General features: G+C 67.6%; 14 protein-coding genes. 6 read left to right on the forward strand and 8 right to left on the reverse strand.

The genetic code is table 11. The features are described 5' to 3' along the window. Positions 1 to 309, reverse strand: a 309-nt coding sequence (locus VFG33_RS35515; RefSeq protein ID WP_325057408.1) for a MerR family transcriptional regulator, incomplete at its 3' end; no start/stop codon positions are given. Positions 310 to 362: 53 nt separating this feature from the next. Between VFG33_RS35515 and VFG33_RS35520 the strand changes: the two genes are divergently transcribed. Then, positions 363 to 698, forward strand: coding sequence for a hypothetical protein (locus VFG33_RS35520; protein ID WP_325057409.1), 336 nt, complete (start codon positions 363 to 365; stop codon positions 696 to 698). Here the strand turns inward: VFG33_RS35520 and VFG33_RS35525 are convergent. Then, positions 695 to 1,177 carry a winged helix-turn-helix transcriptional regulator gene (locus tag VFG33_RS35525; protein WP_325057410.1) on the reverse strand — a complete coding sequence of 161 codons (483 nt, stop codon included), beginning with the start codon at positions 1,175 to 1,177 and terminating at the stop codon, positions 695 to 697. The genes VFG33_RS35520 and VFG33_RS35525 overlap by 4 nt on opposite strands. A gap of 55 nt (positions 1,178 to 1,232) precedes the next feature. On the opposite strand from VFG33_RS35525, the gene VFG33_RS35530 reads away from it, so the two are divergent. Together VFG33_RS35530 and VFG33_RS35535 are read left to right on the forward strand one after the other, a co-directional pair. Beyond that, the gene (locus VFG33_RS35530; RefSeq protein WP_325057411.1) at positions 1,233 to 1,763 is read left to right on the forward strand and encodes a GNAT family N-acetyltransferase; all 531 of its coding nucleotides are present in this window, start codon (positions 1,233 to 1,235) and stop codon (positions 1,761 to 1,763) included. Between the two features lie 230 nt (positions 1,764 to 1,993). Beyond that, positions 1,994 to 3,415, forward strand: coding sequence for a glycosyl hydrolase family 18 protein (locus tag VFG33_RS35535; protein WP_325057412.1), 1,422 nt, complete (start codon positions 1,994 to 1,996; stop codon positions 3,413 to 3,415). Positions 3,416 to 3,565: 150 nt separating this feature from the next. On the opposite strand, the gene VFG33_RS35540 is transcribed toward VFG33_RS35535, so the two are convergent. Beyond that, positions 3,566 to 4,237, reverse strand: coding sequence for a phosphotransferase (locus VFG33_RS35540; RefSeq protein ID WP_325057413.1), 672 nt, complete (start codon positions 4,235 to 4,237; stop codon positions 3,566 to 3,568). Positions 4,238 to 4,322: 85 nt separating this feature from the next. Further along, positions 4,323 to 5,090 carry a phosphatase PAP2 family protein gene (locus VFG33_RS35545; protein ID WP_325057414.1) on the reverse strand — a complete coding sequence of 256 codons (768 nt, stop codon included), beginning with the start codon at positions 5,088 to 5,090 and terminating at the stop codon, positions 4,323 to 4,325. Positions 5,091 to 5,213: 123 nt separating this feature from the next. Between VFG33_RS35545 and VFG33_RS35550 the strand changes: the two genes are divergently transcribed. Then, positions 5,214 to 6,314 carry a hypothetical protein gene (locus VFG33_RS35550; RefSeq protein ID WP_325057415.1) on the forward strand — a complete coding sequence of 367 codons (1,101 nt, stop codon included), beginning with the start codon at positions 5,214 to 5,216 and terminating at the stop codon, positions 6,312 to 6,314. Between the two features lie 3 nt (positions 6,315 to 6,317). Here the strand turns inward: VFG33_RS35550 and VFG33_RS35555 are convergent, their stop codons facing one another. The 4 genes from VFG33_RS35555 to VFG33_RS35570 all read right to left on the reverse strand — a co-directional run bounded on the left by VFG33_RS35555 (position 6,318) and on the right by VFG33_RS35570 (position 11,024). Next, complete coding sequence (locus VFG33_RS35555; protein ID WP_325057416.1) at positions 6,318 to 7,571, reverse strand: hypothetical protein; 1,254 nt, start codon at positions 7,569 to 7,571, stop codon at positions 6,318 to 6,320. Positions 7,572 to 7,581: 10 nt separating this feature from the next. Next, the gene (locus VFG33_RS35560; RefSeq protein WP_325057417.1) at positions 7,582 to 9,120 is read right to left on the reverse strand and encodes an alkaline phosphatase D family protein; all 1,539 of its coding nucleotides are present in this window, start codon (positions 9,118 to 9,120) and stop codon (positions 7,582 to 7,584) included. Positions 9,121 to 9,211: 91 nt separating this feature from the next. Further along, positions 9,212 to 9,463: a hypothetical protein gene (locus tag VFG33_RS35565; RefSeq protein ID WP_325057418.1), complete on the reverse strand. Its 252-nt coding sequence runs from the start codon at positions 9,461 to 9,463 to the stop codon at positions 9,212 to 9,214. After that, the gene (locus VFG33_RS35570; RefSeq protein WP_325057419.1) at positions 9,447 to 11,024 is read right to left on the reverse strand and encodes an MFS transporter; all 1,578 of its coding nucleotides are present in this window, start codon (positions 11,022 to 11,024) and stop codon (positions 9,447 to 9,449) included. Before VFG33_RS35570 ends, VFG33_RS35565 begins: the two co-directional genes overlap by 17 nt. Positions 11,025 to 11,145: 121 nt before the next feature. Here VFG33_RS35570 and VFG33_RS35575 point away from each other — a divergent pair, with 121 nt between their 5' ends. Together VFG33_RS35575 and VFG33_RS35580 are read left to right on the forward strand one after the other, a co-directional pair. Then, positions 11,146 to 11,754, forward strand: coding sequence for a TetR/AcrR family transcriptional regulator (locus VFG33_RS35575; protein ID WP_325057420.1), 609 nt, complete (start codon positions 11,146 to 11,148; stop codon positions 11,752 to 11,754). 74 nt (positions 11,755 to 11,828) lie between these two features. Further along, positions 11,829 to 12,107, forward strand: a 279-nt coding sequence (locus tag VFG33_RS35580; RefSeq protein WP_325057421.1) for an LLM class flavin-dependent oxidoreductase, incomplete at its 3' end; no start/stop codon positions are given.

Below are 12,107 nucleotides of genomic sequence, written 5' to 3' on the forward strand. Positions count from 1 at the left end.
TTCCTTGGCGACCGAGAGGACCTCCTCGACCGACGTCTTCGAGACTGCTCGCTGCGCCTCGCCCAGGGTGCTGTGGGTCGAGCGCTCCGGGTCGTCCACGGCCGCGATGACCTCCTTCGCCTTCGCCACCGGGAGGCCGCCGAGTCCCACCAACGCGCAGACCAGGCGAATGCGGTGCAGGTGCGACTCGTCGTACGCGACCTGGTTGTAGCCACTGCGTTCGCCGCCGGGCAGCAACCCCTCGCGGACGTAGTACTTGATCGTCGCGGGGCTGACACCGGACCGCTCCGACAGTTCGTTGATGTGCATCCGATTCCCTTCAGGCCTTGATCGATAGTAGCACTATCGACTAGCCTCCCGGCATGCAGACAACCACTCATAGAGTCCTTCGGGCAGGCGCTTTGGTGACGGCCGCGGTGACGGCGATGCTGTTGGTCGTCGGTGATCACCCGGTCGAGTTCGTGATCGCGGACATCCTGGTCGTCGTGTTGCTGGTCGCGGCGGCACTGCTACCTGCCGGGCGGGGCGCGGTGATGGCGTTGGCGATCGGGTTCGGGGTGGGGCTGGGCGTGTTCACCGTCGCGTTCGCGGCTTCCGTCGACGACGGCGCGATCAGTTGGCCGTTGTTCAGCGCAGTACTCGGGTGCCTGGCGGGGATCGCTTTGGCCGTCAAGGTCGGCGTCGCGCCCAGGAACTAGCGGGGCTCGGCGGTCGGGCCGGGGCGGAAGGCGATCTCGCGCGGCGGTGGTTCGTGGCCGGCGGCGCAGCGCATCACGATGCTGACCTCTTCCTCGCAACCGCGATGCCGGGCGACCAGCGGCGGACCGCCGTCGAGCGGGAGGTGTTCGTCGCCCCATTGCACCATCGCCACTAGTACCGGGTAGAGGTCGAGGCCGGCTTTCGTCATCCGGTATTCGTAGCGCTCGCGTTGCCCGGGCAGGCGGTACGGGACGCGGCGCAGCAGACCCCGGTCGATCAGGGCCGTCAGTCGGTCGGTGAGTACCTGGCGGGGGATCTCGGCCCGGGCGCGGATGTCCTCGAAGCGGCGGATCCCCACGAAGATCTCGCGGAGTACGTGGAAGGTCCACTTCTCGCCGAGCACGTCCATCGTGCGGGAGATGGTGCAGTTCACCGTCGACCAGCGCATCGCTTCCGGCGCCATCTGGGTCTCGCTCATGCTCCGAGGATAAGTCTGCTTGACAGACTTAGCCAACCCGGGTCAGGCTGACTCCGTGAACCAGACTCAGGTGGACTGTGTGGTAGTTCGGCGGGCCTGTGGGCCGGACGCGGACGGCCTCGCGGCGATGCTGGCCGGGCTGTCCGATCTCGCCCTGTACTTCCGCTTCCAGGCCGCGGTCGGCCGTCCGCCCCGGCCGGGCCTGATCGATCATCTGCTCCAGCCGGCCGGGGCCTCGTACGTCGCCGAACGGGGGCCGGTGATCGTCGGTCACGCGATGTGGGCGTGGGCCAACGGGAGTTCCTCGCCGACCGCCGAACTGGCGGTGGTGATCGACGAATCCGAGCAGCGCCGCGGACTCGGCGTACTGCTGATCAGCCGCGCGGCGGCCGACGCCTATGCCGCCGGCGCCACCGAATTCCTGATGGTGGTGAGCGCCGCCAACGAGAAGGTGATCCGGATGATCCGCCGCCACTGGCCGGCCGCCCAGGTCGAACGCGACGGTGCCCTCCTCAACTACCTGGTCCCCGCCGCCGCGCCCTGGTCGTCATCGGACCTGACAGCGCCGGCTGTGGTCCTGGTCTGAATCAGCGGCAGCCAGGAATTCATGGGATCTCCCGGGTGATTGCCGGGCGTGTTGGCGGTGCGTGTCCTCTTGACGACGGCGAGACATCCGAGGTTCACTTACTCTGACTTCGGTCAGATCTCTTCTTATGTTCACCTTCGCAGTTCCGCCCCCGGAAGGTGTCTCGCTGAAGACGACCCGTCTGTTCGTTGCTGCCTGTCCGGGGGTTCGATCCGAGAGGACCCGCCCCCATGCAGTCAACCTCCTCGCCCTGGAGCAAACTCCGAAGTCGTTGGGCCATGGTCGCCCTGGCCCTGGCCACGGTCGCGGCCGGAGTGATGGTCGCCGTCACCCCAGCCCCACCGGCCAGCGCAAGTGACCAGGCGGTCGCAAAAGCCGAGGCGCTGCCGGCCGGATTCCGCAGCGTCGGCTACATGCCGTCCTGGTCCGGCAGCGTCAACAGCATCCAGTACACCAAGCTCACCCACATCAACTACGCGTTCGCGCTGCCGAACTCCAACGGCACCCTGCAGGCGATCCCGGACACGGGCAAGCTGTCCTCGCTGGTGACGCTGGGGCACAACAACGGCGTCAAGGTCCTGCTGGCGATCGGCGGCTGGAACGACGGCAACGACTCCGCGTTCGAGGCGCTCGCGGGCAACTCCGGCGCCCGCACCACGTTCGTCAACAGCGTGGTCAACGTCGTCACCCAGTACAACCTGGATGGTGTCGACATCGACTGGGAGTACCCCGACCCGGGGACGTCCGGCAACAACTTCACCGCGCTGATGTCGCAGTTGAGCACTGCCATGCACAGCCGGGGCAAGCTGCTCACCGCGGCCGTGGTATCCAGTGGTGGAACCGCCGAGGGCGTGCAGGCGCCGGTGTTCGGGTACGTCGACTTCCTCAACATCATGGCGTACGACGGCGGTAGCCCGCACGCCAACTACGACTGGTCGATCGCAGCGGCCAACTACTGGAAGGGCCGCGGCCTGCCGGCATCCAAGACGGTGCTCGGCGTGCCGTTCTACAGCCGACCGACCTACTACACCTACTCGCAACTGGTCGGCATGAACGCGAACAACGCCAACGTGGACTGCGTCACCGTCAGTGGTGTCCAGCAGTGCTACAACGGAATCCCCACGATCAAGCGCAAGACCCAGTGGGCGGTGGCGAACGCCGGCGGCATCATGAACTGGGAACTGTCGCAGGACACCACCGGCGCCACCTCGCTGGTCAGCGCGATCTTCGACGCTGCCGGGGGGACTACCCAACCCCCGACCGGCGGCAAGACCGGAGCGATCACCGGCATCGGCGGCAAGTGCATCGACGTGGCGAGCGCGAACAGCGCCAACGGAACCGCGGTCCAACTGTGGACGTGCAACGGCAGCGCCGCTCAGACCTGGACGGTCGGAACTGACGGCACCATCCGGGCCCTCGGCAAGTGCATGGACATCAGCGCCGCAGGCGTCGCCAACGGCACTGTGGTCCAGCTGTACGACTGCAACGGGACCGGCGCCCAGACCTGGCAGGCGCAAGCGAACCGCACACTGCGCAATCCGGCGTCCGGTCGCTGCCTCGACGCGACGGGCGTGAGCTCGGCCGACGGCACCCGCCTGCAGATCTGGGACTGCTCCGCCGGCAGCAACCAGCTCTGGACGCTTCCCGCCTGACATTCACACTGACCGCGGAACCCACCGCCGTCCCCGAGAAATCGCCGCCCCGGGCTGTCCCGCCCGGGGCGGCGGTGCACTTCAAGGCATGCGACAACCTCGCCGGATCTGGAAGGAACACGGGATGGAGCCGGCCTGAACAGACATGGCTCAGTTCTCCAGCTCGGCTAGTTCTCTCACCGCCGTCTCCAGGGCTGAGTCCACGCCTCGGTCGATCATCGACTGGTAGGCCGGGTCGCCTGCTGCTGCGGTGCGGCGGAGGTCCGCGACGGAGGCACTGATTCGTTGCCGGACTATCTCGATGAACTGCTCGAGCGAACCGGTCCAGCCGTAGGAGTCCAGGAACAGCTGCAGCCGTCGCGGTCTCTCGGCAAAGGCCGTGAAGCCCTCAGCGGCCACGACGTGCCGAGCATGCAGTGGTACCCATCCGAAGGCGGTGAAGGCCAGATCCCACTCGGGTGTGACCGGCGCGGCGAGGTCCCAGTCGAAGAAGCCGACGAGGTGCCCGTCGCTCCAAGCGGCGTTGTAGGGGGCAGCGTCGTTGTGACCGATGATCTGACCTGGACGCCAGGTCCCTCCCTCGCGCCAGACCGCATCATCACCCGGCACGAAGCTCGCCGCGGCAGCGTGGAATTCCCGAAGCCAGTCCGCCACCTGGCGCAGGGCGTCGTCGCTGTGCACCCATTCAGGCCAGGGCCGTGCAGTACCGACCACATCGCCGCGCAGGTAGGAGAGGATCTCCCTGCCCTGTGTGTCGAACCCCAAGGCCCGCGGAGCTTTCGTGAAGCCGACGTTCTCCAGGTGTCGCAATAGCGCGTGCACCGATGGTGTCCAGGGTCCAGGAGTACGCCGTACAGTGTCTCCGACGCGGACTGCGCCGCCGGTGTTCCCGCCCAGTAGCCGCCGCTCATCCGTCACGAGGGCCCCGTTCTTCCGTCGATGGAGCCGCGGCAGTCCAGATGAGGGTTGCGCAGAGGAAGGCTGCAGCGGCGAAGGCCAGCGGGCGGGTGTAGGAGTCTTCGCGGGAGCTGGCGAGGAGTGCGACGACTGCAGCGAGGGCCAGGATCGGCAGTGTGGGTGGGCGGGTGATCTTGGGGCCGGCGGCTGGGCGGAGTTGGGTTGCGAGGGAGTAGAACGTGCAGGCGAGCAGGGTGGCGCCGAGGACGTCACTCGGGCGATGCCAGTAGAGCGCCTGGACGCCGGCGGCGGTGACCGCGATCCAGAGGGTGCCTGCGGCAACGACGTACCCACGGGTGCGTGGGGAGGAGACGAGGGCTGCGCCGAGGGTCAGCCCGGCGGCGATGGCGACGTGACCGCTGGGGAAGCTTGCGTCGATGAGGTTGCGCGGTGCGTCGGACAGGTCTGGACGAGGCAGGACGAACTTGCTGAGTACTTCGGTCACGCCCATCGTGGCGGCGGCGACCCCGAGGGCGAAGCAGCCGTCCACCCAGCGTCGGCGGATCACCGCGATCAGCGCGATCACCGCCAGGCCGGCGAGGAGCGTCGCCCACTGCCCCTTCAGCGGCGGTGGGCCGACGGAGTACAGGATCTCGAAGATCCGGGCCTGGTCGGCGTACCCGACGATCAGCGCGTTTTCGGCCGACTGCCCGATCCTCGTGCACACCGCGAGCAGGTAGACCGCCACGAACGCGACGGCATACTTCAACGTCTTCACCAGCCTCATCATCACGCATGCCGGATTGCCCTTTCGGGCAGGTTCTGGTCAATTGCGCCAGACAGCGTCCGAGGTGTCGTCGTACCTTGTTGGGCAGGGGCGGGACGAAGTGGGGGATGGGGCATGAGGACTTCATGGATTTCTCGGGCGCTCGTGGTTGGGTTGGGCACCTTTCTGGTGGCCGGATCGGCGTCCGCTGACACACCGGCGCGGCAGATCGAGATCTGTGTGCTGAAACTGACTGGCAGCGTGCGCGTCGTAACGGCCAGCCAGAGCTGCTACAGCCTCGAGACGCGCCTGACGTGGAACCAGACCGGTCCCGTCGGCGCACAGGGACCAACCGGAGCCGCCGGACCTGCGGGACCCGCTGGACCGAGTGGACCTGCCGGGCCGCAGGGTCCGAAGGGCGACCCGGCGCCGGGCGTGGTTGATCTGGACAAGGGATCGTTCGCCCTGTTCGTGGACGGCAGCTTCATCGGCCTGTCCAGCCGGCTGGAGGGATGCAAGGTCCAGCGGGAGCTCATCGAGTACAACTCAGCAGGGCAGCCGCCTCGCCTCATTCCGGGCAGGGAGCAAATTCTTCCTTGCAGCATCGACCTGCCGCTTCCTGCGCCGTCGTCCGCTCTCTGGGCCTGGCTGACCTCCACGACCCGGCATGAGTTCCTGGTCCAGCGCCAAGACGCTGCGGCCGGTACAACCAATGGCGCAAAGGTCATCTCAGGTGCTGTGGTTGCCTCGCTTCGGGTCCCGGCGACGGGTCGCCTGAAATTGACTGTTCGTGGGAGTGCGATCCAGACCACGGCGGCCGTGGCGGTGCCTTCGGATGCGGCGCCGGAGATCGCCGGCGGTCAAGTGCTGCTCGCCGGCACGATGGTGTCCGACGCGCCAGGCGAGCTGGTTCTCGACCGGAACATCGTCGAGTACCGCGAGACCGGGCCGGACGGGAAGGAAGTCATCACCCTCATCCCTTCCGGCTATGAGATGAAGTCGACGCAGGTTCGGACCACCGCGGACACGCCTGGGGCGCAGGCCGTCGAGACCTGGATGGCGGGCACGGGTGCCCGCGCCATCGCCCTGATCGCGTCCGGCGGAGGTCGCGCGGTGCGGGTTCAGTTGGCCGGGTGCCTTTGGGATCGCGAGATCGACGCCCAGGCAAGGAGCGACGGCCGCCTCAGCTGGAGCTACCGCTGTCCCACCGACCAACTGGCCTTCACCGCGTCCTGAGGTTCACCAGGTGGTGTTGGAGATGTCGGTGCCGAGGATGATCTGGTCGAAGGTGTTGCCGTCGTTGTCGTCGGTGTAGGCGACCGCGACCTCGGCGTACGGGGAGACTGCGACCGTCATCTCTTCCTGGCGGCCGGCGGTGACGGAGCTGAGTTGTTGGGCCGAGAGTCTGCCTGCATCCGTGCCATTGGTGCCGAAGCCGCGAACCCAGACGTCGAGGTCGGTGGCCTGGACCGTCCAGCCGACGACCGTGTTCGCCTGGTCGTCGAGTCCGACGGCCGGGCTCTTGCCGCCGACTGCGACTTCGACGTCGGAGAAGCGGGGATTGCCGGCCGAATCGAACGTGCGGGTCCACGCGCCCGCAGCACCGGTGTGGTCGGATTCCCACGCGACGGCGAAGTCGCCGTTGAAGTTGGCGGCCACTGTTGCGTGCGTCTGCTGCCCGCCGCCGTTGAAGTTCGCCGTACGGCGGGAGAGGCCGACCGCGCCGCTGCTGCGGACCAACCGGACCAGACCGATGTTGTACGACGCGTTGGCGTCGCCGTCCTCGTCCCACACCACGACCGCGTCACCGGAGGCCGACACCGCGACGTCCGGGTTGTGGTGCTGACCTGTCGTCTGGGAGGCGGTGACCTCCCACGCACGAGTCGTCGGTCCGGTGAACCCGGCTGCCTTGACGGTCGCCGGCGTACCGGTCTGGATGTCCTCCCACACAACGGTGAACGCAACCGCGCCGCTGGTCGGAGCGCCGTCCGGATCGACGGCTACGCGGGGATTGATCTGCTGTCCGTCGGAGCTGGTGTTGGAGCTGCCGGACGCCGTGACGGTACCGGCGGTGTTCACCACCCGGTACGGGACGTTGTAGAAGCCGTTGCCGTCCGGGTCGTCGGCCCACACCACGACGGCATTGCCCTTGTCGTCCAACCCCACGTCCGGGTGCAGGTGGCGCCAGTTGGTGACGCCGCTGCTGCCGGCTGCGGACAGCTTGACCTCGTACACCGCCGTACCGTTGCGGAACAACCGCAGGAAGATCTCGCTGTGGGCGTTGTCGGTCGCCGCGGTCGTGTCCCGGTCGTCTTCCCACACCACGGCGACATAGCCGTTGCGGTTCGTCGCGACTGAGGGAGCGTCCTGGTCTCCGGTCGCGGTGCTGTTCGCTGTCTGCCACGTCGGTGTCGCCAGTGCAGCCGAAGCGCTGGTGGTGGTGGACACGAAGGACGATGCGATCACTGCGATGGCGATGAGGCTCTTCTTCATCGGAATCCCCTCACGCCGTCTGGAGGCCGGGAAGGCCCTCTTGGATCACGAATGACTTCACTGTGGACACCGGGGCGCCGTGTTCCGTCACCTTCGCCACAGCCCGGAAGTCGGCCCGCATCTGCGTCGGACTGATCGTCGTCCGGACGTAGCCGCGCCGGTTGCTGTAGAACTTCAGCCACGGATTGGTCCCGGCATCGGGAACGGCGGTGGTCGCGTCGCCGTCGCCGCTGGAGGTGACAGAACTGGTGACCAGCTCAGTGCCGATGACGGCCGAGTTCGCGTTGTTGTAGTCGGCCACCAGGTTGTTCGCCCACGCGCGGTGCACGTCGCCGGTCAGCACGACCGGGTTGCGAGTGCCGCGGGCCGTCCAGCCCTGCTGGATCCGGGCCCGGGAGGCGCGGTAGCCGTCCCACGAGTCCATGCTCGCGCCTGTCGAGTTGAACCGCCGCGCGAAGAACACCTGCTGTCCGATGATGTCCCAGGTCCCGAAGTGCTGGTTGAGACCATCGAGGAGCCAGGTCTCCTGAGCGTTGCCAGGCAGGCTTCTCGTTGCGAGGTCCGCGTCCGAGCAGATCTTCCAGCCATCGCTGCAGGCCTGGTCGTTGCGGTACTGCCGGGTGTCGAGCATGTGGAAGGTGGCGAGGTTCCCCCACCGCAGTCGGCGGTAGAGCGGGATGCCGTTGCCGTTGTTGGCCTGCGCCGGCCGCAACGGCATGTTCTCGTAGTAGGCCTGATAGGCAGCGGTGCGCCGGGCGGTCCACTGGGCGGCGGTCAGCACCGGAGTACTGTCCGCGCGAACCGTGTTGGCGTAGTTGTTCTCGACCTCGTGGTCATCCGGTACGACGATCCACGGCGCGACCGCGTGCGCCGCCTGCAGATCCGGGTCCGTCTTGTACTGCGCATAGCGGCGCCGGTAGTCCGCGATCGTCGAGATCTCGACGGTGCCCGCGTGCAGCCGCGGCCGGCCGGCGGTCGCGGGGTACTCGTAGATGTAGTCGCCGAGGTGCAGGATGACGCCGGGGTTGTCCTCGGCCATCCGGCGATAGGCGGTGAAGTAGCCCTCCTCGTAGTGCGAGCACGAGGTGAAGGCCATCACCAGGTCGCGCCCGTTCGTGCCGACCGCCGGGGCAGTCCGGGTCCGGCCGACCTGGGAGAGGTGGCCCTGGGCACGGAAGCGGTAGAAGTAGTCCGAGTCGGGATTGAGGCCGCTGGCAACGACGTGCACCGAGTGGGCTGCCGCGTAGGTCGCGGTGACCGAGCCCGATGCGACGAGGGTGGTGAAGAGGTCGTTGGTGGACACCTGCCAGTCGACGACCACGTTGGCGTTGGCCATGCCGCCGTGGCCGTCGGCGTTGAGAGGCAAGGGGGCGAGCCGAGTCCACAGCACGACGCTGCCGGCGTCGGGTTCACCGGAGGCGATCCCGAGCTGGAACGGGTACGGCACCGCTGCGGTAGCCGCGATCACGGAGGAACGGGCCGGCAGCGCGGTTGCGCCGGCCGCGGCCAGTCCGCCGAGGACAAGGGTCCGACGACTGATGGGGTTCATGGGGCCTCACCTTCAGGAATGCACATGGCGGTAGGCCCCACGGAAGGATGAAGCGAGCGAAAACATCCGGGAACCTGGAGGGCGGTTGGGTTCATCCCCATAGTGGCCGCATCGCCGTAACTTTTCTACGCCACGCCGTGTCGGACTGTAACTTCCCTGCCAAAGGTGGCGGCTCGGCCTCAGCATCCGCAGCAAGCGCCACCGGCTGCGGGTCACCGATCCGCCCGATGCTGTAGACGACGTACATCGATCCGAGCAGGGCGATCTCGCGCAGGATCTGCCACCCGATCGCCGGCACGTGGAGTCGTGCGCGCCTGGCTGGGGAGTCAGCTTCGTTCCACATCGCGAACCGATGCCGGCAGATCTTGGCTGGTTGCGGTGTCCAGCACGGCAGGGTCATCGGTAACCGGCGAAGTGCTGACCGTTGTGGGCAGCTCGGACACAGTCGGTCCGTCGGCCGGGGCGCGCCGATACAACAGGGCATGGATCAGGGCGACGAGTGCGGCCGCCCCTGCGACGATGGCGACGATGACGAAGCTGAGCACATAGCCGTGCTCGCTGGGCACCTGGGTGCCCTTGATGGTGTTGCTGGCCAGTATCGATGCCGTCGCTCCGCCGGCGACACTGCCGCCGACCGTGCGGACCAGGGTGTTGATGCCGCTCGCGATGCCGCTCTGGCTCAGTGGCACGTGCCCTACTGCGAGGGTGCCCAGCGCCGCGTAGGCGATGCCGATGCCCGTGCCCATCAGGGCGCTGAAGATCAGCAGGTCGTATCCGTGGTTGTGTGCAACCGCCACCCACACGAAGCTCGCCGCGACGAATGCCGCACCGATGCCAAGGATGTACGCCGCGCCGAGGCGCCTCTCGAACTGTCCGGCGAGCATCGAGAACAGCAACATGGCCGCGGTGCTGGGCAGGAGGTAGAGCCCGACGTCGAGCACAGAGCCGGTCATTCCGTACCCGACCCGGGCTTCGGGGGCCTGGACGAAGTTGGAGATGAGGGTGAAGCCCCCGAACATCGCGAAGCCGAGCAGGATCGAGGCGAGGTTGGCGGTCAGCGACCTGGGCCCGACCAGGAGTTTCATCCGCACCAGTGGTTCTCGCACGTGGAGCTCGATGACGACCCAGAGCGCGCACAGCACCGCCGCGGCGATGAAGAGGCCGACGATCCGCTGCGAGCTCCAGCCCCACGAGTCGCCCTCGCTGATCGCCAACAGCAGGCTGACCAGCCATCCCGCCAGGATCAGAGCGCCGAAGACGTCGGGACGCCCGCCCGCCCGCGTCGGCACGTCAGGGGCGAAGAAAGCCACCAGCAGCAGGCCGAGCGCGGCGGCAGCTGTCGCGATCCAGAAGACCGGGCGGTAGCTGTCGGTCTGGCGGGCGATCAACCCGGTGGTCAGCATGCCGATGGTGCCGCCCACGCCCAAGGTGGCGCTGACGATGCCGATGGCGCCCATCACCCGCTGCCGCGGGAAGGTGTCCCGGATCGTGCCGATGGCCAGCGGAATCAGCGCCGCGGAGATGCCTTGGACAGCGCGACCGATGATCAGGACGCCCAGCGAGTTGGAGAGGGCGGCGATCACCGAGCCGGCAACCAGTGTGCCCATCGCGAGAAGGATCATCTTCTTCTTGCCGTACATATCGCCGAACCGCGACAGCAGGGGCGTTGCGACGGCCCCGGCCAGCAGCGTGGCGGTGAACACCCAGGTCACCGACGAGACCGAGGCGTTGAACTCCTTCATCAGCCGGGGCAGCAGCGGCAGCACCAGCGTCTGCTGCAGCGACGCGACCAGCCCGGCGATCGACAGCGCCAGCAGGGTGAGGCCAGGAGAGCCACTCCGCGTCGCGGGCGCGGGTGGCGTGAGGCCGATCTGATCGGTCCTCGGGGTAGCTGCGTGGGCCATGGATCTCTCGCTTTCTGCCGTGACATGAAGATCCCGCTCTGAGACGCCAGTGTCTCCTTACGAGGCACACGGATCAAGAAACTGCTATATTTGAGACATGACGTCCGATAGGAAGGGGCAGATGTCCACAAGATCAGCCGTCGGCGGTGCGCCCCTCAACAGCCGTACCGGTCGCACCACGACCGCGATCCTCGACGCGGCCGCTCGGGTGTTCTCAGAACACGGCAGCAGCGCGAACATGGCCGACATCGCGGCCGCGGCCGGCGTCGGCCGTGCCACCCTGTACCGCCACTTTCCCGATCGGGAAGCCCTGCTCGGCGCGCTGGCCTCCCATGCCATCGCCGATTCCGCCGCCCGGCTTGCCGATGCCGGTCTCGAACGCGCCCCGGTCGCCGAGGCGATCGAGCGGATCGTGCGCGCCGTGACCGCCATCGGCGACCGCTATTCCGTGCTCGCCGGCGAACACGTCGAGAGTGATCCCGACGAGGTCGAGCGCCTCCTCGCCGCGCCCGTGCGAGCGGTGCTCACCCGCGGCATCGAGAGCGGACTCCTCCGGCAAGACCTCCCACCCGACGTGCTGTTCGAACTGTTTCGTGGCGCCCTCGGCGCCGCCATCCAGCTCATCAGGCACGGCCGACTCGGTGTCGAGGAAGCAAGCGCGGCAGCCGCCTCCGTCTTCCTGGACGGCGCCCGCGCGCAATCAAACCCGCAACTGTCAGCACCTGGGTAGGGGGCTTCGGTCACCGGTCTTCCGTGGTGAGACGGCAGGATGTCTACTAAGTCCATTGAAATAGACTTCTATGCATGAGCCTTGAGTTCCTCTGGTACATCCCCAATCAGGTCGAGCCCGGTCATCGGGGCGACAACACCGGCCGAGGGCACAACAGCCTGGAGCGCCTGACCGACCTGGCTCGGCTCACGGAGGAGCATGGCTGGGGCGGCGCGTTGCTCGGCACTGGCTGGGGTCGTCCGGACACCCTGACGGTCGCCACAGCACTCGCGGCGCGGACCACCACGTTCCAGCCCTTGGTGGCGATCCGGCCCGGCTACTGGCACCCGGCGCACTTCGCGTCGGCGTCGACC

The organism is Kribbella sp. (assembly GCF_035687465.1).
Taxonomy (GTDB): domain Bacteria; phylum Actinomycetota; class Actinomycetes; order Propionibacteriales; family Kribbellaceae; genus Kribbella.

Coding starts and splice junctions, on each gene's coding strand:
- VFG33_RS35520 (WP_325057409.1), top strand. CDS start 363: ATGCAGACAACCACTCATAGAGTCCTTCGGGCAGGCGCTTTGGTGACG.
- VFG33_RS35525 (WP_325057410.1), bottom strand. CDS start 1,177: ATGAGCGAGACCCAGATGGCGCCGGAAGCGATGCGCTGGTCGACGGTG.
- VFG33_RS35535 (WP_325057412.1), top strand. CDS start 1,994: ATGCAGTCAACCTCCTCGCCCTGGAGCAAACTCCGAAGTCGTTGGGCC.
- VFG33_RS35550 (WP_325057415.1), top strand. CDS start 5,214: ATGAGGACTTCATGGATTTCTCGGGCGCTCGTGGTTGGGTTGGGCACC.
- VFG33_RS35555 (WP_325057416.1), bottom strand. CDS start 7,571: ATGAAGAAGAGCCTCATCGCCATCGCAGTGATCGCATCGTCCTTCGTG.
- VFG33_RS35560 (WP_325057417.1), bottom strand. CDS start 9,120: ATGAACCCCATCAGTCGTCGGACCCTTGTCCTCGGCGGACTGGCCGCG.
- VFG33_RS35565 (WP_325057418.1), bottom strand. CDS start 9,463: ATGTGGAACGAAGCTGACTCCCCAGCCAGGCGCGCACGACTCCACGTG.
- VFG33_RS35570 (WP_325057419.1), bottom strand. CDS start 11,024: ATGGCCCACGCAGCTACCCCGAGGACCGATCAGATCGGCCTCACGCCA.
- VFG33_RS35575 (WP_325057420.1), top strand. CDS start 11,146: ATGTCCACAAGATCAGCCGTCGGCGGTGCGCCCCTCAACAGCCGTACC.